This is a genomic window from Streptomyces sp. NPDC058284, assembly GCF_042881135.1.
Lineage (GTDB): Bacteria > Actinomycetota > Actinomycetes > Streptomycetales > Streptomycetaceae > Streptomyces.
Window position 1 is genome coordinate 53,230 of the sequence record NZ_JBHVYE010000026.1, and the last position, 18,760, is coordinate 71,989.

Here is an 18,760-nt window from a genome sequence, read left to right on the forward strand (position 1 = left end):
GCAAAACGCTCAGAGGGGTTTACAACGGCACCGTAGGTGGCATGTCGATTTCGCCGACGTGCGAATCCCCGAGCGCACACTGAGCGAAAGGCCCTGGCGCTTATGAACACCACGGTCAGCTGCGAGCTGCACCTGCGCCTCGTTGTGTCGAGCGAGTCCTCACTGCCTGTACCCGCAGGACTGCGGTATGACACGGCCGATCCCTATGCCGTGCACGCCACCTTCCACACCGGAGCCGAGGAAACCGTCGAGTGGGTGTTCGCCCGCGACCTCCTCGCCGAGGGCCTGCACCGGCCCACCGGTACCGGCGACGTCCGAGTCTGGCCGTCCCGGAGCCACGGTCAGGGCGTTGTCTGCATCGCCCTGAGCTCACCTGAGGGCGAGGCTCTGCTCGAGGCCCCGGCGCGGGCCCTGGAATCATTCCTGAAGCGAACGGACGCAGCCGTGCCACCCGGCACGGAACACCGCCATTTCGATCTCGACACGGAGCTCTCTCACATCCTGGCCGAGAGCTAGCCGCCACAGGACGCGTCGAGAACCGCACCACGCCGTCCGACTCGGGGCGACGGCGCCGGTGCGTCCCGTGGGTAAGCCGCTAGCATCGGCCAGCATCGGCGGGCACCGTTCCCCAAGCTCTCCCTGAGCGGGGAAGGCCCCACTACCTCCAGGCCAGGGAGCGAATCGTGCTGATCACCCACGACACCCGGTGTTCTCTCGACTCCGCGGTCGATCTGGTGAACACCGCACCGGAGACGAACGGCACGGACGGGCTCGCGAACGTGGCGGCACTCGGCGAATTCGTGCGGAACCACGACGTGAGCGATGTCGGGACGCTCACGGACGAGGATCTCGCGGACGTCCACCGCATCCGCGGCCGCTTCGGGGAGGTCTTCGCCCATCCCGAGCCGCGCACCGCCTCCGCGATCCTCAACGAGCTGATCGCGTCGGCGGGCACCACGCCCCGGCTCACCGACCACGACGGCTACGACTGGCACATCCACTACTTCGCGCCCGGCGCGTCCGTCGCGGACCACCTCGCGGCGGACTGCGGGATGGCCCTGGCCTTCTTCGTGGTCGCCGGTGAGCAGGAACGGCTGCGGCGCTGCGAGGCCCCGGACTGCCGACACGCCTTCGTCGACCTCTCGCGCAACCGCTCCCGCCGCTACTGCGACAGCCGCACCTGCGGCAACCGCCTGCACGTCGCCGCCTACCGCGCCCGCCGCCGGGAGGCCGCGGGCCAGGGCAGCCCCCAGGGCGCTCCCCAGGGTGCCCCCTAGAGCAGCAGCAGGTCGTGCAGAGAGGCCAGCAGGATCAGAGTGCCGATCACCGCCAGGAAGATCATCAGGGGTGGCTGGGAAAGGGCGAAGAGACAGCCCTGCCGTTCCTCGTGGCCGGTAGGCCCTCCCGCTTCGCCGGTGGGCCGCTTCGCTTCGCCGTCGGGGCCGTGCCGCTCGGCGTCGGCAGGTCGTTGCTCATGGGCCGGTGCCGCTTGCCTGCCGTCGTCCGGCGGGGCGGCATCGCCCTCTGTGGTGGTGTCCAGCATCTCGCGGTGATGATGACGCAGCATCGCGACCCGTGCGTACCAACACGCCCGGTCAAGGCGGCAGTTCGCCGGATCCCGTGAACAGGCGAAAGTCCAGCGCCCGGGGCGTTCCGCCCATGAGTCACCGGCGCGTCCCCGCAGGACTCGACGGCACCGTCCGCACTCGAACGAGGGAGCCGCTCATGACCATGGAACGCAGCCCCTGTTGACGACGGCGCTCGGCGCCGCCTCTCTCGCGGCGGTCCCGTCGGATGCCGTGCTTCTTCAGATGCCGTGCTTCTTCAGATGCCGTGCTTCTTCAGATGCCGTGCTTCTTCAGATGCCGTGCTTCTTCAATATCGCCTCGATGTCGCTGAAGTCCTCCGCGGGGGCGGCCTGCCGCGGTTGCGCCGCGGGGCGGCCTGCGGCCTGCCGGGTGCTCGCGCCGAGTGAGGGCGCCGACGCCGCGGGGGCCACCGCCTCGCGCTGCGCGGCCTTGGCGGCCCTGCGCTCCTTGCGGGTGCCGCCCGTACGGCGCTCGATCGCGCGCGTGCCCAGGAACATGAGCCAGGCCACGCCGAGCACGCCGAAGCCGACCCACGCCTTGAGGCTGAACGCCGTATCGGCGGCCCAGCCGACCACGCCCGTCATCACCAGGCCCACCGGCACCAGGGAGTACGCGGCGAGGCGGGCCGCGGCGAGGAAGCGCTTGCGATAGGCCGTGACCGCGGCAATGCCCAGCCCGGCCGCGGATACGGCGGAACAGACGGTCTCGGCAATCATCCGGTCCTCCAGGCATGCAGGCGTACGTCGGGAAATGACGCTGTCGTCCCTTCCATCCTGCACCGGGTGGGCACCGCGGAGCCATGTCCCGGCGGGACCTCAGGGACATTTCCGGGTCTTCTCGGGGTCGGGCCTCCTCCCCAGGTGCCGGTCGCGCCGGCGGCCCGTCCCGGTTGGGATGCGGGTCAGGTGGCTGAAAGACTGTGCCCATGACCGACTCCTCCGCCGACCGCCCCGCCCGCCCCGTCGTCCTCGACGTCTGGTGCGAGCTGCAGTGCCCCGACTGCCGTACCGCCCTCGACGACGTGCGCGCCCTGCGCGCCCGCTACGGCGACCGTGTCGAGCTGCGCCTGCGGCACTTCCCCCTCGAGAAGCACAAGCACTCCTTCGCCGCCGCCCAGGCCGCCGAGGAGGCCTTCGAGCAGGGCGAGGGGTGGCCCTACGTCGAGGCGGTGCTCGCCAGGGTCGAGGAGCTTGACCGCGCGGGTGAGCCCCATCTGGTGGACACCGCCCGCGAACTCGGCCTCGACGCCGAGGAGTTCGACACCGCCCTGATCGACGGGCGGCACATCCTGATCGTCGACGCCGACCAGGCCGAGGGCAAGGCGATCGGCGTCACCGGCACCCCGACGTACGTCGTCGACGGCGAGCGGCTGGACGGCGGCAAGAGCCAGGACGGGCTGCGCGAGCGCGTCGAGGAGATCATCGACCGGCTGCTGGCGGCGGACGCGGGCTAGCCCGACCCGCCCAGACCCGCCCTAGTGCAGCGGCTTGCAGAGGAAGTGCGTCGCCGGTTCGTACCCCAGTGACTCGTACAGGCGCAGGGCCGGGGCGTTGTCCGCGAAGACGTTGAGGGCCATGCGGTCCCGGCCGGCCGCGCGGGCCTGCTCCTGCGCGACGAGCATCAGGGAACGGCCGTGCCCGTGTCCGCGGTGCTCCGCGCCGACCTCGACGTCGTAGACGTACGCCTCGCCGTCGGCCACGGAGAGCCACAGCGTGCCCACTTCGTCGCCGTGGTGGGTGAGGACGCTGAGCCGGACGTCGGGCGTGGCGGGGCCGCGCGGGAGTTTGCGGGCGTGGTCGGCATCGGACTCGGCGTACGCCTCGGCCTCGGGGACCCCACGGTCCATCCAGGCGCGCGCGTGCCGCTCCTTGGTGCGCGTCAACCACCTCTCGTACTCGGCGTCGGTCATCGGCCGCCGGCCGGTGCCCTCGGGCAGCGCGGGAGCCTCGTCGCCGAGCGCCTTCGACATCTGCCGGCTGCGCTCGACGTATCCGAGGGCCGCGGCGAGCCGCAGCGCCGCGGTGGCGGTGGCGGGGACGGCCGCCTCGATGCGCGTGCAGCCCCAGCCGCGCGCCACCTCCTCGGCGGCCAGCGCCGCGACGACGCCACGGCCGCGCCGCCGGTCGGGCTCCGCGATCCGCAGGTCACGGACGCAGCAGACGCGGGGGCCGAAGGTCTCGTGCGTGGCCAGGCTGATCGACCCCACAGGCCGGCTGTTCACGCAGACGTCGTACGTGCGCGCCTTGGCGCCGTCGGCGCCCTGCTGGAGCGGCCCGGTCGGCCGCAGGGTCGTGGTCATCCCTGACGTTCTACCCGCCCCGCGCCCGCACCGTCACCGGGGTTTTCACCGGGGTTTCAAGGAGGGCCCCACCGGTTCAGGGATCGAGGTCGTCCGCGGCACGCTCCTCGAAGATCCGCATCGCCTTGGCGGTCACCGGGCCGGGGGTGGCGGCGAGTTGGCGCCCGTCGACGCGGTGCACCGCCTGGACGTCGCGCAGCGTCGACGTCAGGAAGACCTCGTCGGCCCGCTCCAGGACGTCCAGGGGCAGATCGATCTCGCGCGCGCCCGTCCACTCGACGGTCAGCGCGCGCGTGATGCCCGCGAGGCACCCGGAGGCGACCGGCGGCGTGTGGATCTCGCCGTCGAGGACGACGAAGACGTTGGACCCGGTCCCCTCGCAGAGCTGTCCGACGGTGTTCGCGAAGAGCGCCTCCGAGGCGCCCGCTTCTCTGGCGCGGGCCAGGGCCACCACGTTCTCGGCGTACGAGGTGGTCTTCAGGCCGGTCAGCGCGCCGCGTTCGTTGCGGGTCCAGGGGACCGTGATCACCGCGGTGGTGTCGGGGCGCCGCGGGGCCTCGCCGAGCGCGACGACGAGCGTGGTGCCCTGGTCGCCGCGGTCCGAGCCGAGCGGTGAGAGCCCACCGGTGTAGGTGATCCGCAGCCGTCCGAGCGGGAGCGGATTGGCGGCCAGGACGGCCTCGCAGGCGCGGCGGACCTCGTCGAGGTCCGGCTCGGGCAGCCCGAGACCGCGCGCCGAGCGCGCGAGGCGGGCCAGGTGGCGGGTGAGCGCGAAGGGCGCGCCCTCGACCGACTTCACCGTCTCGAAGATGCCGTCGCCCACCGTGAGGCCGTGGTCGAGCACGGAGACACGGGCGGAATCGAGGTCCTGCAGCCCGCCATTGAGCCATATCTTCACGTTGGGGTTCCTCCACTCGCTGCGTAGGTCCCCGACGCTACCGCCAGCAGCCGCGCGGCCTTCAGCTCGGTCTCCCGCCACTCCCCCTCGGGGTCCGAGCCCCAGGTGATGCCCGCTCCGGTCCCGAAGCGCAGCATGCCCGCGGCCCGGTCGATCCAGAAGGTGCGGATGCCGACGGCGAGCTCACCGGTGCCCCGGTCGGCGTCCACCCAGCCGATGCCGCCGCAGTACGGGCCGCGGGGCGCCCTCTCCAGTTCGCCGATGATCCGCAGGGCGCTGGACTTCGGGGCGCCGGTGACCGAGCCGGGCGGGAAGGCCGCGCCGAACAGCTCGGACCAGCCCGCTCCGGGGCGCAGCTCGCCTGCGACGGTGGAGACGAGGTGGACGAGGCCGGGGTGCTTCTCGACGACGCAGAGGTCGGGCACGGTCACCGAGCCGGTGGCGCAGACGCGTCCGAGGTCGTTGCGGACGAGGTCCACGATCATGACGTTCTCGGCGTAGTCCTTCTGCAGGAGGTCAGCCTCGGTCCGTCCCGTGCCCTTGATGGGACCCGACTCCACCGTGCGTCCCGCGCGGCGCAGGAAGAGCTCGGGCGACGCGGTGGCCACCTCGACGCCGTGGCCGGGCAGCCGGATCGTCCCGGCGTACGGAGCGGGGTTCCCGCGCGCGAGCAGTGCGGTCAGGGCGTCCACGTCGGCATCGGCGGGGACGGGTGCGGAGAGCACGCGGCAGAGGTTGGCCTGGTAGACCTCGCCCGCGGCTATGTACGCCCGCACCCGGCGTACGCCTTCCAGGTACGCGGCCCGGTCGAGGGACGACGTCCAGGCGTCGATGCCGGGGCCGCGCCACCCGCCGGGGACGGGGGCGGGCACGGCCTCCTCGCGCACGTCGTCGAAGCGGGCGCAGACCAGGCCCCCCTCGAAGTCCGCGGAGACCGCCCAGAAGCCGGTGGAGTCCAGGGCCGCGGGATCGCTGGTCACGTCGCGGAGCCCGGTGGCCACGCGGCCGCCGAAGCGCGCCATGGGAGGGAGCGCGGAAGGTGGGGTCTGAGGGGGGTTGTGCACGGCTTTGAGTCTATGACCGGTGTCCCGGCACCGCCCTGGCCAGCGACAGCGCAGCACGCTGCGCAAACGCGTTTTTGTACTGGCCCAGGAATCCGCTAGAGTTCAACACGTCGCCGGGACGCGCAAGCGGACCGGGAAAGACAAGCGGACGTAGCTCAGTTGGTAGAGCGCAACCTTGCCAAGGTTGAGGTCGCCAGTTCGAACCTGGTCGTCCGCTCGCAGGAAAGTGGGGGATCTTCGCGACTCCCCGCACTCCTGGTGGAGTGGCCGAGAGGCGAGGCAACGGCCTGCAAAGCCGTCTACACGGGTTCAAATCCCGTCTCCACCTCCAAGGACGATTAGCTCAGCGGGAGAGCGCTTCCCTGACACGGAAGAGGTCACTGGTTCAATCCCAGTATCGTCCACTGGATCTTGATGAGGGCCGGTGAAGGTCGGCTTCATGGAGATCGTCCCGCGCGATTAGCTCAGCGGGAGAGCGCTTCCCTGACACGGAAGAGGTCACTGGTTCAATCCCAGTATCGCGCACGCAGTACGCAGCACCACGCAGGTCACCCGCGCGATTAGCTCAGCGGGAGAGCGCTTCCCTGACACGGAAGAGGTCACTGGTTCAATCCCAGTATCGCGCACCGCATAACGAAGCCCCCGGCCGTCTTCACGGCCGGGGGCTTCGTCGTTCCCTGAAGTCACTCAGGAGGAGAAGAGCATGTGCCCGAAGCTCTTGTGACGGTTGTGGCCGTAGTGACCGCCATGGCCCCCGTGACCGCCGTGGCCTCCGTGCGGAGCGCCCCAGGCCGGAGCGGGCGCCCCCGGATAGGCCTGGGGGGCGGGCGCCGCCGGGTAGGCCTGGGGGGCGGGCGGCGCGGGCGGCGGCGGGACCTGCTGGCCGCCCCACTGCGCCTCCAGGCGGGTCAGGGACTCCAGCTCGCCGTAGTCCAGGAATATCCCGCGGCAGTTGTCGCACTGCTCGATCTGGACGCCATTGCGGTTGTACGTGTGCATCGGTGCGTGACACTTGGGGCACTGCATGGGCGGCTCAACTCCTCGCCGGTGGTGAATGCTTCGCCGGGACACTGCCCGGCTTCGGTGCGTTGCACCCTACTTCGTGGCGCCCGGGGCCAACTCCGGCGGTGGAGCCGGCACTGTGGCCATCCGGTCGCAGGCGTCGACGAGCGCCTGCTCGACCTCGTCCAGGGGGCGGCCCGCGGCGACGGACTTGGCGATCGCCAGGGCCGCGGTCTGCACGGTGAGGGCGCGGGCGGGGACGTCGAGGGCCTGCCAGGGGTCGGCGCCGTCCGCGGGCACCGCCGGGCCGCCGGCTCCGCGGTAGGCGTCGAGGAAGCGGGTCCACTCCTCGGGCGCGAGGAGGCCGCACGCGTACCAGGCCGCGGGCCGCGCCAGGTCCCACGCGGGGTCGCCCGCGCCCAGGTCGTCCACGTCGATCAGCAGCCAGTTCCCCTCGGGGGCGCGTACGAGCTGGCCCAGGTGGAGGTCCCCGTGGCAGAGGCGTGGAGGCCCCGGCGTGCGGGCCTCGGCGCGGGCCCAGGGCGGCAGCCGTGCCCAGGCGCGCAGGACCGGGGGCGCGGCGGGGTGCGGTCCTGCCGCGCGCATGCGGTTGACGGCGCGGGCCGCCTTCACCGGGCCGCGCATGGGCGGGAGCGGGCGCGGGAGCGTGGCCGGGGGTGTGGCGTGCAGCCGGGCGAGGAGGGTGGCGACGGCCTCCCAGGGAGCGGCGTCGGGGTCGTCGCGGTCGACCGGGGCACCGTGGGGCCAGAGGGTGACGAGGCGGCCGTGGAGCTCCGTGGCGGCGTCGCGCAGTGGCGGCAGGAGGATGCCCGGGAGGCGGGCGGCCACGTCGAGGCGGGCCGTGAGCTGTGCGGCGTCCGTGTCGGGGGCGTGGGCCTTGGCGACGGCGCCGCCGTGGCGGACGACCGTCGCGTCGGCCCGGTCCGCCAGCACGCCGTCACCGGTTCCGCAGGCGCAGGCCGCGTCGGGCGACGGGTGGGCCGCGGCGCGAGCCCTCGCGGTGAGGGCGGTGAGAAGCGCGGGGGTCACGGTGCTGGTACGTCCATACGTCGAGGGCGTCTGTCGGCGAAGCGTACGACCGAGGGCTGAGCCCCGGGGCGACGGGGTCCGTCACCCGTCCCGCTCCTGTCGCTCACCGAACGCCTGCCCGGGAGGCCCGCCGGGCGCGGCCGTGCCGTGGGACCCCGCCCGGTACCTCTCGCCACCGAGCGGCCGCCCGCTCTCCGGGGCCCGGGCTCTTCGGCGTCCGCGCAGCGGGGCCGTCGCCCACACCACCAGTCCGACGAGGGACAGTACCAGTGCCCCTCCGATGAGGGTGGGGATCGCCGCCATGAGCGCGAAGGCGAACAGCAGCTCCCACCATGTCGGCTCCTCGCCCATCGTGCTTCCGCCTTGCACCATGTGAGCGACGACGCGGGCGGAGAGTGAACGGTTGCGCGAGTACGGACATGGCAATGCCCGCGCAGCTCCCCAGCTGCGCGGGCATTCTGCCGTCCGCCGCACCCCCGTCCCCACGGGGTTTCATGGCCGGATGTCCCCGCCCGGACCGCTCTTCCGGGCCTGGGGCGCCGCTCAGCGCCCCAGCATCACGCCCACGGACGACGCTTGTGTGACCACTGCGTCCCAGCCGCCGAAGACGACCACGAGCAGGGCTGCCAGCGGAAGAACCATGGCCGTCGCCACCAAGGGATGGCGTGTGCCGGACGGGCGGACGCCGAACGCGGAGAACCTGCGCCCTTGCGTGCGGAACATGGTCCGCGGTGCCGTGTCCGCCATGATTCCTCTCCTGACCGCTTCGATGTGGATTTGGAGCGGCGGGTGTCTGACCTCGGGGGACGAGTGCTCCACCCGCCGCTTGACCTCAAATCTAGGTGTGCGGCGGGATGCGGGCGTCATGCCTTCGTACCGATTGCCTGGCCTCCCGGAGGATGACCGCCCGGGGCCCATGTACTCCCAGGGGTGGAGAAGAGGTCCTAGGACTCGGGGTCTTCCCGGAGGGGACGGGGCCGCTACCCCCTGGCCGTCCAGCCTCGACACCGGCTACAGGGTGACTTCGCTCACTTCCGCCGCTCCCCTGCGCACCACTGTCCCCACCCGACGACTGACCCCGGTCGCCACCACCCCGCACGTCCGGAGCCTGTCGCGGACGTCCACGAGCCCCTCCCCGTGATCGCCCTTCACGGGATCAATCCCCCGCCTGTGGTGGAGGGTTGGGAATCGGGCCGACCGCAACGCCCACGCCCGCCCCGCCCCCTGACCACCCTTCAAGTTTCCCACCCGGCACTGACAATCGGTCGCCCCGCGAGGGCGCGGCCTCTGCACGTGCCCGGCCGCGGAAACGTAAGCTGTGGCTCGTCAGACGGACCGGGTAGCGGGGATGGACATGGCGATGATGCGGCTCCGGCGCGAGGACCCGCGTGTCGTCGGCTCGTTCAGGCTGCACAGGCGCCTGGGCGCCGGCGGCATGGGGGTCGTCTATCTGGGGTCGGACCGGCGGGGGCAGCGCGTCGCCCTGAAGGTGATCCGGCCCGACCTGGCGGAGGATCAGGAGTTCCGTTCGCGGTTCGCCCGCGAGGTCTCGGCCGCCCGGCGGATCAGGGGCGGCTGCACGGCGCGGCTCGTCGCCGCCGACCTCGAAGCGGACCGGCCGTGGTTCGCCACGCAGTACGTCCCCGGTCCTTCGCTGCACGACAAGGTCGCCGCCGAGGGCCCGCTCTCCGCGGCCGACGTCGCGGTGGTCGGTTCGGCGCTCGCCGAGGGCCTGGTGGCCGTGCACGAGGCCGGTGTCGTCCACCGTGACCTCAAGCCGTCGAACATCCTGCTGTCCCCCAAGGGCCCGCGGATCATCGACTTCGGCATCGCCTGGGCCACCGGGGCCTCGACGCTGACGCACGTCGGGACGGCCGTGGGGTCGCCCGGCTTCCTCGCTCCCGAACAGGTGCGCGGCGCCACGGTCACCCCCGCGACCGACGTCTTCGCGCTCGGCGCCACCCTCGCGTACGCGGGCATGGCGGACTCACCCTTCGGCCACGGCAGTTCCGAGGTCATGCTCTACCGGGTGGTGCACGAGGAGGCGCAGCTGCACGGCGTGCCCGACGCGCTCGCGCCGCTGATCAGGGCCTGTCTCGCCAAGGATCCGGAGGACCGGCCCAGCACGCTGCAGCTCTCGCTGCGGCTGAAGGAGATCGCCGCCCGCGAGGCCCAGGGGCTCGGCGACGTTCGGCCGCCCGCGCCCCGCAACACCCTCGACCAGCCGACGGGCCGGCACGTCGAGACCTACGCGGACGAACGCACCCAGCGGCGCACCGCTCCGGGCGCCGCTCCCCCGCCCCGGACCGGCCCCGCCAGGCCCGGCCCTTCCCGCACCGGCTCGTCCAGGCCGGGCGCCCCCCGTTCCGGCTCGCGGCCCTCCGCGCCCCGCAACACCGCGCGCTCGGGCGGCAGGCCCGCACCACGCAGCGGTGCCGGACGCCAGGGACCGCGCACCACGGGGACGGGTCGTCGTGTCCCCGCCAACCCACGGCTGCTGCGGCAGCGGCTCACCGTGTTCGTGGTCGTGACCCTGCTGGTGGCGCTCGGTATCGCGGCGGCGCAGGGGTGCCAGGGGCCCGCGCGGAGCCTCGGCGACACGGACGTACACGACGTGCACCAGGAGCAGACGCAGAGCGGGCAGGACGGTCAGGGGCACACGGCACGCGCTTGAGCGCACGCGTTCGCCGAGGAGTCGGAGCCGCCCAGGAGTCAGAGCTGCGGGCGGCCCGTCGCCACCGCGTAGAAGGCGACCGCCGCCGCCGCGCCCACGTTGAGCGAGTCCACGCCGTGGGCCATCGGGATGCGGACCCATTCGTCGGCGGCGACCAGGGCCTGGGTGGAGAGTCCCTCGCCCTCCGCGCCGAGCATCAAGGCGACACGGTCCATGCGGTGCGGTGCCGCCTCGTCCAGGGACTTGGCCTTCTCGTCGGGGGTGAGGGCGAGGAGGTTGAAGCCCGCCTCGCGCACCCCTTCGAGGCCCTTGGGCCAGGATTCCAGGCGGGCGTAGGGGACCGAGAAGACGGCGCCCATCGAGACCTTCACCGAGCGGCGGTAGAGCGGGTCGGCGCAGTCCGGGGAGAGCAGGACCGCGTCCATGCCGAGGGCTGCGGCGGAGCGGAAGATGGCGCCGATGTTGGTGTGGTCGTTCACCGCCTCCATGACGACCACGCGGCGGGTCGTGGCGAGGAGTTCGCCGGCGGCGGGCAGGGGCTTGCGCTGCATGGAGGCGAGGGCGCCGCGGTGCACGTGGTAGCCGGTGACCCGTTCGGCGAGGTCGGGGCTGACCGCGTACACCGGGGCAGGGAGCTCGTCGATGACGTCGCGCATGACGTCGACCCACTTGGCGGAGAGCAGCATCGAGCGCATCTCGTAACCGGCGTCCTTGGCCCGTCTGATGACCTTCTCGCCCTCCGCGATGAACAGGCCCTCGGCCGGTTCGCGCCTGCGGCGCAGCTCGACGTCGGTCAAGCCGGTGTAGTCGCGCAGGCGGGGGTCGTCGGGGTCGTCGACGGTGATGAGATCAGCCACAGGGTGATACTGCCTTGTCCTGGGTGTGGTGCCAACGGCTGCGGACGGGTTCCGTTACCGCCGGTTACGTGGATGTGCGGGGTGCGTTACGCGAGGGGCTCGGGGCCGACCTTGACGACGTCGCCGATGACGATGACCGCCGGGGGCTTCACCTCGTGGGTGCGCACCGCCTCGGCGACCGTGCCGAGCGTCGCGTCGACGCGGCGCTGGGCGGCCGTGGTGCCCTCCTGGATCAGGGCGAGCGGCGTGTCCGCGCTCTTTCCGTGGGCGATCAGCGCTTCGGCGATCCTGCCGATCTTGTCGACGCCCATCAGGATCACGAGGGTGCCGCGCAGCTTGGCCAGGGACTCCCAGTCGACCAGGGAGCGCTCGTCGTCCGGCGCCACGTGGCCGCTGACCACCGTGAACTCGTGGGCGACGCCGCGGTGGGTGACCGGGATGCCGGCGGCCGAGGGGACGGAGATCGAGCTGGAGATGCCGGGGACGACCGTGCAGGCGATGCCCGCGTCGGCGAGCGCCTGGAGTTCTTCCATGCCCCGGCCGTAGACGTAGGGGTCGCCGCCCTTGAGGCGGACGACGGCCTTGCCCTGCTTGGCGTGCTCGATCAGGGCGTTGTTGATCGCTTCCTGGGCCATGTAGCGGCCGTAGGGGATCTTCGCCGCGTCGATGACCTCGACGTGGGCCGGGAGTTCGTCGAGAAGGTCGCGGGGGCCGAGGCGGTCGGCGATGACGACGTCCGCGGCGGCGAGCAGCCGGCGGCCGCGGACCGTGATCAGGTCGGGGTCGCCGGGGCCACCGCCGACGAGGGCGACGCCCGGAGTGCGCGTACGCAGGTGGGGCGCGACGAGACTGCCGTCGCGCAGGCCCTCGACGACCGCGTCGCGGATGGCGGCGGTGCGGCGGGGGTCGCGGTCGTGGACGTCGCTGGAGAGGACCGCGACGGTGACGCCCTCGGAGCGGCCGGTGGCCGGGGTCCAGGCGGTGGCCGCCTCGGCGTCGTCGGAGCGCACGCACCACACGCGGTGGGCCTCCGCCTCGGCCGACGCGCGGGTGTTCGCCTCGCCGTCGCTGGTGGCGATCAGCGCGTACCAGGCGCCCTGGAGGTCGCCGTCCTCATAGCGGCGCCTGGCCCAGGTGATCTCGCCCGCGTCCGCCATGGCCTCCACGGAGGGGGTCGCCGAGGGCGAGACGAGGAGGACGTCGGCGCCTGCCTTGATCAGCGCCGGGAGGCGGCGCTGGGCCACCTGTCCGCCGCCGAGGACGACGACGCGGCGTCCCGCGAGGCGGAGGCCTACGGGGTAGGCGGGGTTTTCGGCCATGGCTTGGGGGCTCCTCGTGCGGGCGGAGTCTTCATCGTGCGCTACCGCTGCTGCGCTGGAGCGGCTGCTTGACGTGCGGGTTCAGTATGGCGGGGGCGGGGCCGGAGGTCTCCCCCAGCCCCGCCCCGATGCCGAAAACGGCGGCTTCGCCCCTTCGGCGGCTACTTCTCGGTGACGCCTGCCGAGTCGAACGTGGCCACCTCGTGCATCGCGCGGGCGGCGCTCTGGACGATCGGCAGCGCGAGGAGCGCGCCGGTGCCCTCGCCGAGGCGGAGGTCCAGGTCGACCAGGGGGCGCAGGCCCAGCTTGTTCAGGGCCGCGACGTGGCCGGGCTCCGCGCTGCGGTGGCCCGCGATGCAGGCCGCGAGGACCTCGGGGGCGATGGCGCGGGCGACCAGGGCGGCGGCACCGGCGCTGACGCCGTCCAGGATCACCGGCGTACGCAGGGAGGCGCCGCCGAGGAGGAGGCCGACCATGGCCGCGTGCTCCAGGCCGCCGACCGCCGCGAGGACGCCGACCGGGTCCGCCGGGTCGGGCCGGTGGAGGTCCAGGGCACGGCGGACGACCTCGACCTTGCGGGCGTGCATCTCGTCGTTGATGCCCGTGCCGCGGCCGGTGACCTCGGCGGGGTCAACCTCCGTGTAGACGGAGATCAGGGCGGCGGACGCGGTGGTGTTCGCGATGCCCATCTCGCCGGTGAGCAGGGCCTTGTTGCCCGCGGCCACCAGATCGCGGGCCGTCTCGATGCCGACCTCGATGGCCGCCTTGACCTCTTCGCGGGTCAGGGCGGGCCCGGTCGTCATGTCGGCCGTGCCCGCGCGCACCTTGCGGGGCAGCAGGCCCGGCGTGGCCGGGAGTTCGCCGGCCACACCCACGTCGATGACGCAGACCTCGGCGCCCACCTGGTTGGCGAAGGCGTTGCAGACCGCGCCGCCGCCGAGGAAGTTGGCGACCATCTGCGCGGTCACCTCCTGGGGCCAGGCGGTGACGCCCTGGGCGTGCACGCCGTGGTCGCCCGCGAAGATCGCCACGGCGGCGGGCTCCGGGATCGGCGGCGGGCACATCCGGGACAGGCCCGAGAGCTGCGCGGAGATGATCTCCAGCATGCCGAGGGCGCCCGGCGGCTTGGTCATCCGCTTCTGGCGTTCCCACGCCTCGCCGAGCGCCTTGGCGTCCAGCGGGCGGATGTTGGACACGGTCTCGGCGAGCAGGTCGTGCGGGTCCTCACCGGGCAGCGCGCGGCGGCCGTACGTCTCCTCGTGGACGACCCAGGAGAGCGGGCGGCGCTTGGACCAGCCGGCCTGCATCAGCTCGGGCTCGTCCGGGAACTCGTCGACGTATCCCACGCAGAGGTAGGCGACGACTTCGAGGTGCTCGGGCAGGCCGAGGGCGCGGACCATCTCGCGCTCGTCGAAGAAGCTGACCCAGCCGACGCCGAGGCCCTCGGCGCGGGCGGCCAGCCAGAGGTTCTCGACAGCGAGCGCCGAGGAGTACGGGGCCATCTGCGGCTGGGTGTGCCGGCCGAGGGTGTGGCGGCCGCCGCGGGTGGGGTCGGCGGTGACGACGATGTTCACCGGGGTGTCGAGGATGGCCTCGATCTTCAGTTCCTTGAACTGCTTCGCCCGGCCCTTGGGCAGCGACTTGGCGTACGCGTCGCGCTGACGCGCGGCCAGTTCGTGCATGGTGCGGCGGGTTTCCGCCGACTTGATGACGACGAAGTCCCAGGGCTGGGAGTGGCCGACCGACGGGGCGGTGTGCGCGGCCTCCAGGACGCGGAGCAGCACCTCGTGCGGGATCGGGTCGGAGCGGAAGCCGTTGCGGATGTCGCGGCGCTCGCGCATGACGCGCAGCACGGCCTCGCGCTCGGCGTCGGCGTAGCCCGGCGCGGCGGTCCCCGGGGACATGACGGGCTCGGGGAGTTCGGTGCCCGCCTCGGGCTCCGGCAGGAACTGCGCGCCCGCGGAGGTCTGGGGCACGAGGAGTTCGGGGGCTTCGGAGGCGTCCTGCGCCTCGCACGCCACGGGGGTTTCCGGCGCGGCGACGGGCGCGGGGGCCTCGAAGGCCCCGGTCGTCCCGGTCGCGGGCTGGGGGGCTTCAGGCGCTTCGGCCATCTCGGGTGCTTCGGCCACTTCGGTCACTTCGTTCGCTTCGATCGGTTCGAACGAGATGACTTCGTCGGCCTCGTCCAACTCGTCGGCCGGGTCGGCCGTCTCCGGGGCGGCCGGGAACTCGGTCGGAGCCGCCGCAGAGGAGACAATACGGGGCACAGCGGAGACGGGCGGCCCCTGGGGGGTCTCACCGGCCCCGGCCATCGGCTCAGCCGTCGTCCCGGCCGTCGCCGCATCCGTCATCGGGTCCGTCGCGCCGGCCGTCATCGCGCCCGTCGCGTCGGCCGTCGCCTCGTCCGCCGTCGGGCCCGGCTCGACGCCGTCGGCCGGCAGGCCCGCACCGCTCTCCTGAACAGGAACCGCCGTTTCCGGTGCGGGAGTCGGCTCGGCGGCGGGCGCCGCCGTGGGCTCGGCGCCGTCGCGCGGGTTGGGCACGGTGACGAGGGGCTGCTGCGCCGCCTCAGGCACGTCCCCGGTGGCCGCAGGAGCGTCGGCGGTAGCGGCCTCGGGGGCCACGGGTTCCGTCGCCTCCATGGGCGGTACGTGTACGGGGGCGGCGTCGGCCGGGTCCGCGGGCGGCACGTCGGCCTCCGGGGCGGCAGCGGCCTGGGCACCGGCGGTCTCGGGGGCGTCCTCGGCGGCCGGGTCCTCCTGCGGGACGGTCACCGGGTGCGGCGGTGTCGGGGCCAGGTGCGGCGTGGTCGGGACCGAGCCGTCGACCGGCACGAACCGGCCGATGGGCGCGCCGTCCTGGGCTCCTGCGGGGTCGCCGTGGAACGGGGCGTCCGCGGGCGCCGCGTCATGCGGATTGTGCGGCTCCGGCTGGTGCGGCTCCGGCTGGTGCGGGTCCGACTGGTGCGGGTCCGGCGCGGCGTGCCGGGCCTCGGCGGGGTGGCCGCCGTCCATCGGGTGGGGCTGCTGGGGGTGGAGGCCGCCGGGGGGCGCGGCGTGCGCGCCCTGGGCCGCGTCGGGGGCGAAGCCCGGCTGCGCCATCTCCTCGGGGTACGGGTGCTGCGCTGTCTGCCACGGCTGGGCGGAGGCGACGGCGAACGCGGGCTGCCCCGCGGCGACGGGCACGGCCTGGGCGAACGCCGGCTGCTCGGCGGCCGGAACGTGCTGCTCCCCCTGCGCGAACTGCTGCTCCCCCGTCGGGAACTGCTGGTCCTCGGCCGGGAACTGCTGCTGCTCGACCGGGGCCTGGCCGGACTCGGCGGCGTTCGGGAAGGCGGTGGTCTCGGGGGCGTACGGGGCCGGGGCGCCCGCCTCCGGCGCGTACTCCGGCGTGTGTTCCGGCGCCTGCGCCCGCGCTTGCTCCTGCTCCCACTCCTGCTCCTGTGCCTCCGCGGGCAGCTCGGCGGAGTGGGCGGTGACTTCGGCATCCGGTGCCTGGGGTGCTTGCGGTGTCTGCGGTGCCTGGGCGACGGCTGAGGCGTCGGGGGCAGTCGGGACGTCCGCGGCATCCGGGGCGCCTGTGACGTCCGGGGCGCCTGTGCCCTCTGGGACGACCGTTTCTGCCGGTGCGGGATAAGCCGCCTCATCCACGTGCCCTGCCTCCGCCGCCTCCTGCTCCTGCGGCGCTCCCCACGGCTCGGCTCCCCGCGGCGGGATCTCACCGAGCTGCGGGCCGGGCAGCCCCGAGGCGTCGCGCGGGATGTCGAGGTACTCGGGGCCGACAGACGGCGGTCCCGCCTGGCGCGCGGGCGCGGCGTGCTGCTGCGCCGGGGCCGCGTCGGCGGGCCCCCGGTCGGCGAGCGAGCGCACGGGGCTGCCCGAGCCGTCGGGCACGGCGGGGCCGGAAGGGCCGCGGTGGAGCGGACGGCGGGCGGGCCCCGGGTGGGACGGTGCGGACACCCCGCCGGGCAGGCGGACGCCGGTCAGGTCGACCGAGCCGCTGTCGCGCCCGGAGGTCTCGTGCGGCCCAGGCTGATGGACGGGGTGGCCGGAAGGACCGCCCTGACCGGCCGCCGGGCGCCCCTCCGCGGCACGGCCCGGCAGGTGACCGCCGGAAACCTGCCCGTGGCCCGGGGCCTGACCCTGCTGGGCCGAGGCCGCCGCGGCCTGCGCCTGCGCCTCGCTCCAGGCACCCTGGGCGCCCGGCATCAGCAGCAGGTCGTCGTCATCGGCGGGGTTCTCACAGGGGTCGGCGGGGTCGACGAAGGTGTACGCACCCGGTGCGGGAACGCCCGGCTGCTGCGCCCCCATGCCCTGCACGGGCCCGGAAGGTGCACCGTTGCCTGCGCCCTCCGGCAGCCCCTCACCCGGGACCTGGCCGGTGTCGGTCATGCGTAACCCCTCGCCCATCGGTTAGTGCTTCTTCGACCGCCCCCCGGCCTTCGCCGGGGCGGCCCCATCGCCCGGAGCGGCGCACCGACCGCCCGTCATCCTCAACGAGCGTGCGCGCCCCGCGGCACGAACCGCGCGCCGGACAACAGGCATTGTCCCTGTCCGTCCGCCACCGCGGCAGCTTGATCGGCCACGGCCCGCTGTGGACTGCGCCACGTTGCGCGTCCGCCGGTCATGCCGTACCACACACCCCATCGAAATGGGCGGGCTTTGTGGACATCGGCCCGCGAACTTCTGGGCGCCCGGGTGCAGTACAACGATCGGCCAGCCTACCTCGCGCTCCGCACCGGCAGGGTCACGGGGAGCGGTCGGGCAGCCGCCCGGAGAGCAGGAATACCACCGTCCGCTTCTCTTCGCGCCAGGCGCGTGTATCGAGCTCCACGGACTGCAGGAGGGCGCATTCGACGGCGTATCCGTGCTCGCTCAGGTCCCGGCCGACGAGTTCGGCGGCGTCGCGTGTCGCGGCATGCGTCACGATGCGTTCCGGCCGTCGGTCGGCGACCGCGGAGACCACCGCCGCTCCCCCGCCCCCGACCCGTACGACATCGGGTTCGGGAAGGTCTTCGAGGACGTGCGGGGCGACGCCGTGCACGGTCTGTGCCTGGACCCCGAAACGGCGGACGGCCGCCGTGGTGCGGCCGAGCGCGTCGGCGTCCCGGTCGACGGCGATCACGGCGGCGCCGAAGCGGGCCGCCTCCGCGGTGAAGGCGCCGCTGCCGCAGCCGATGTCCCAGACGAGATCGCCCGGGTGCGGTCCGAGGCGGGCGAGTTGGGCGGCGCGGAGCCGGTCGGTCTCCCCCTCGCCGAGCCAGATGTCCCCGCCGTACTCGGCGGCGGGCAGCGCCCAGCCGCGCGGTCCCGCACCCGGCTCGCGTCCCATGATCCAGCCGGTCTCGGCGGAGGCGGAGCCACCGATGACGATGACGACGTTCGGGTCGCGCCAGGCGTGGTCGGCCGCCTTGTCGGAGGTGACGACGGAGACCTGCTCGCGCTCGGTGCCGAGCTCCTCGCAGATCACGAAGGTGCGGTGGACGTCCTGGAGCAGCAGGCCGAGTTCGGCGGGGCCAGCGCCCGGGGAGGTGAGGACGGCGACCTTGGGGTGCGCGCGGCAGACGTTCACGGCGCGGCGCAGGGTGCGCTGGTGGGCGACCACGACCTCGGCGTCGTCCCATGGCATGCCCGCGCGGGCGAAGGCCTGGGCGACGGAGGAGACGGCGGGCACCACTTCGACCTCCAGGCCGAATTCGGGGGCGCGCAGGGTGCGTACGACGCCGAAGAAGCCCGGGTCGCCGTCGGCGAGGACGACGGCGGTGCCGCGGTGGGCGGCGATGCGGCGGGCGGCGAGGCCCACGCTGCCGAGGCGGATCCGTTCGGCGCGGGCGGGGACCTCGTCGAGTGCGAGGTGGTGGGCGGCGCCCGCCACGAGCGTCGCGGCGCTGAGCGCGGAGCGCGCCGCGGCGGTCAGCGGCGTACCGTCCCAGCCGATCACCGTGACCCGGTCGGCCATCGTCGTCTGTCTCCTGTGGTTCTCGCGGGTCGTCAGTGCGGGGGCGGTGG

General features: G+C 73.6%; 17 protein-coding genes and 5 tRNA genes. 9 read left to right on the forward strand and 13 right to left on the reverse strand.

What is annotated here, in order from left to right; translation table 11 throughout:
* The first annotated feature begins 102 nt into the window (after positions 1-102).
* Positions 103-516: an SsgA family sporulation/cell division regulator gene (locus tag ACFVYR_RS29395; protein WP_003959770.1), complete on the forward strand. Its 414-nt coding sequence runs from the start codon at positions 103-105 to the stop codon at positions 514-516.
* A gap of 167 nt (positions 517-683) precedes the next feature.
* On the forward strand, positions 684-1,277 hold the full coding sequence (locus tag ACFVYR_RS29400) for a CGNR zinc finger domain-containing protein (protein WP_384262666.1): 594 nt from the start codon (positions 684-686) through the stop codon (positions 1,275-1,277).
* Here the strand turns inward: ACFVYR_RS29400 and ACFVYR_RS29405 are convergent.
* Together ACFVYR_RS29405 and ACFVYR_RS29410 are read right to left on the reverse strand one after the other, a co-directional pair.
* Complete coding sequence (locus ACFVYR_RS29405) at positions 1,274-1,543, reverse strand: hypothetical protein (protein ID WP_389613128.1); 270 nt, start codon at positions 1,541-1,543, stop codon at positions 1,274-1,276. The two genes, ACFVYR_RS29400 and ACFVYR_RS29405, sit on opposite strands and share 4 nt — an antisense overlap.
* 315 nt (positions 1,544-1,858) lie before the next feature.
* Positions 1,859-2,305, reverse strand: coding sequence for a hypothetical protein (locus ACFVYR_RS29410; protein WP_384262652.1), 447 nt, complete (start codon positions 2,303-2,305; stop codon positions 1,859-1,861).
* A gap of 209 nt (positions 2,306-2,514) precedes the next feature.
* Here ACFVYR_RS29410 and ACFVYR_RS29415 point away from each other — a divergent pair, with 209 nt between their 5' ends.
* Positions 2,515-3,042: a DsbA family protein gene (locus ACFVYR_RS29415; protein WP_384262649.1), complete on the forward strand. Its 528-nt coding sequence runs from the start codon at positions 2,515-2,517 to the stop codon at positions 3,040-3,042.
* Positions 3,043-3,063: 21 nt separating this feature from the next.
* Here ACFVYR_RS29415 and ACFVYR_RS29420 read toward each other — a convergent pair whose 3' ends face one another.
* The 3 genes from ACFVYR_RS29420 to ACFVYR_RS29430 form a co-directional block, all read right to left on the reverse strand.
* Positions 3,064-3,888, reverse strand: coding sequence for a GNAT family N-acetyltransferase (locus ACFVYR_RS29420; protein ID WP_384262647.1), 825 nt, complete (start codon positions 3,886-3,888; stop codon positions 3,064-3,066).
* Positions 3,889-3,964: 76 nt separating this feature from the next.
* Positions 3,965-4,786, reverse strand: a complete 822-nt coding sequence (locus ACFVYR_RS29425; protein WP_384262644.1) for an aminotransferase class IV — start codon at positions 4,784-4,786, stop codon at positions 3,965-3,967.
* Positions 4,783-5,808: a chorismate-binding protein gene (locus ACFVYR_RS29430; RefSeq protein WP_384262664.1), complete on the reverse strand. Its 1,026-nt coding sequence runs from the start codon at positions 5,806-5,808 to the stop codon at positions 4,783-4,785. The genes ACFVYR_RS29425 and ACFVYR_RS29430 overlap by 4 nt, the downstream gene beginning before the upstream one ends.
* Positions 5,809-5,994: 186 nt before the next feature.
* Here ACFVYR_RS29430 and ACFVYR_RS29435 point away from each other — a divergent pair.
* The 5 genes from ACFVYR_RS29435 (at position 5,995) to ACFVYR_RS29455 (ending at position 6,476) form a co-directional block, all read left to right on the forward strand.
* Positions 5,995-6,067 (forward strand) — tRNA-Gly (locus tag ACFVYR_RS29435).
* Between the two features lie 40 nt (positions 6,068-6,107).
* Positions 6,108-6,181: transfer RNA gene (locus ACFVYR_RS29440), tRNA-Cys, on the forward strand.
* Between the two features lies 1 nt (position 6,182).
* Positions 6,183-6,254, forward strand: a tRNA-Val gene (locus ACFVYR_RS29445).
* Positions 6,255-6,303: 49 nt separating this feature from the next.
* Positions 6,304-6,375: transfer RNA gene (locus tag ACFVYR_RS29450), tRNA-Val, on the forward strand.
* A gap of 29 nt (positions 6,376-6,404) precedes the next feature.
* Positions 6,405-6,476 (forward strand) — tRNA-Val (locus ACFVYR_RS29455).
* Between the two features lie 61 nt (positions 6,477-6,537).
* Here ACFVYR_RS29455 and ACFVYR_RS29460 read toward each other — a convergent pair.
* From ACFVYR_RS29460 to ACFVYR_RS29475, 4 genes are all read right to left on the reverse strand, one after another.
* Positions 6,538-6,876, reverse strand: coding sequence for a zf-TFIIB domain-containing protein (locus ACFVYR_RS29460; RefSeq protein WP_384262642.1), 339 nt, complete (start codon positions 6,874-6,876; stop codon positions 6,538-6,540).
* Positions 6,877-6,945: 69 nt separating this feature from the next.
* Positions 6,946-7,902 (reverse strand): phosphotransferase, encoded by a 957-nt coding sequence (locus tag ACFVYR_RS29465; RefSeq protein ID WP_384262639.1) that lies wholly within the window; start codon positions 7,900-7,902, stop codon positions 6,946-6,948.
* Between the two features lie 81 nt (positions 7,903-7,983).
* Positions 7,984-8,274 carry a hypothetical protein gene (locus ACFVYR_RS29470; protein WP_384262637.1) on the reverse strand — a complete coding sequence of 97 codons (291 nt, stop codon included), beginning with the start codon at positions 8,272-8,274 and terminating at the stop codon, positions 7,984-7,986.
* 171 nt (positions 8,275-8,445) lie between these two features.
* Entirely contained in the window at positions 8,446-8,649 is a 204-nt protein-coding gene (locus tag ACFVYR_RS29475; protein WP_055697491.1) for a hypothetical protein, read from the reverse strand.
* 601 nt (positions 8,650-9,250) lie between these two features.
* On the opposite strand from ACFVYR_RS29475, the gene ACFVYR_RS29480 reads away from it, so the two are divergent.
* Positions 9,251-10,576: a protein kinase gene (locus ACFVYR_RS29480; protein WP_384262661.1), complete on the forward strand. Its 1,326-nt coding sequence runs from the start codon at positions 9,251-9,253 to the stop codon at positions 10,574-10,576.
* A gap of 38 nt (positions 10,577-10,614) precedes the next feature.
* On the opposite strand, the gene ACFVYR_RS29485 is transcribed toward ACFVYR_RS29480, so the two are convergent.
* The 4 genes from ACFVYR_RS29485 to cbiE form a co-directional block, all read right to left on the reverse strand.
* Positions 10,615-11,433: a TrmH family RNA methyltransferase gene (locus ACFVYR_RS29485; RefSeq protein WP_384262635.1), complete on the reverse strand. Its 819-nt coding sequence runs from the start codon at positions 11,431-11,433 to the stop codon at positions 10,615-10,617.
* A gap of 86 nt (positions 11,434-11,519) precedes the next feature.
* Positions 11,520-12,752, reverse strand: a complete 1,233-nt coding sequence (cobA, locus tag ACFVYR_RS29490; RefSeq protein WP_384262633.1) for a uroporphyrinogen-III C-methyltransferase — start codon at positions 12,750-12,752, stop codon at positions 11,520-11,522.
* Positions 12,753-12,913: 161 nt separating this feature from the next.
* Positions 12,914-17,143: a nicotinate-nucleotide--dimethylbenzimidazole phosphoribosyltransferase gene (gene cobT / locus ACFVYR_RS29495; protein WP_384262631.1), complete on the reverse strand. Its 4,230-nt coding sequence runs from the start codon at positions 17,141-17,143 to the stop codon at positions 12,914-12,916.
* Positions 17,144-17,498: 355 nt separating this feature from the next.
* On the reverse strand, positions 17,499-18,710 hold the full coding sequence (cbiE, locus tag ACFVYR_RS29500; protein ID WP_384262629.1) for a precorrin-6y C5,15-methyltransferase (decarboxylating) subunit CbiE: 1,212 nt from the start codon (positions 18,708-18,710) through the stop codon (positions 17,499-17,501).
* Positions 18,711-18,760: the final 50 nt, after the last annotated feature.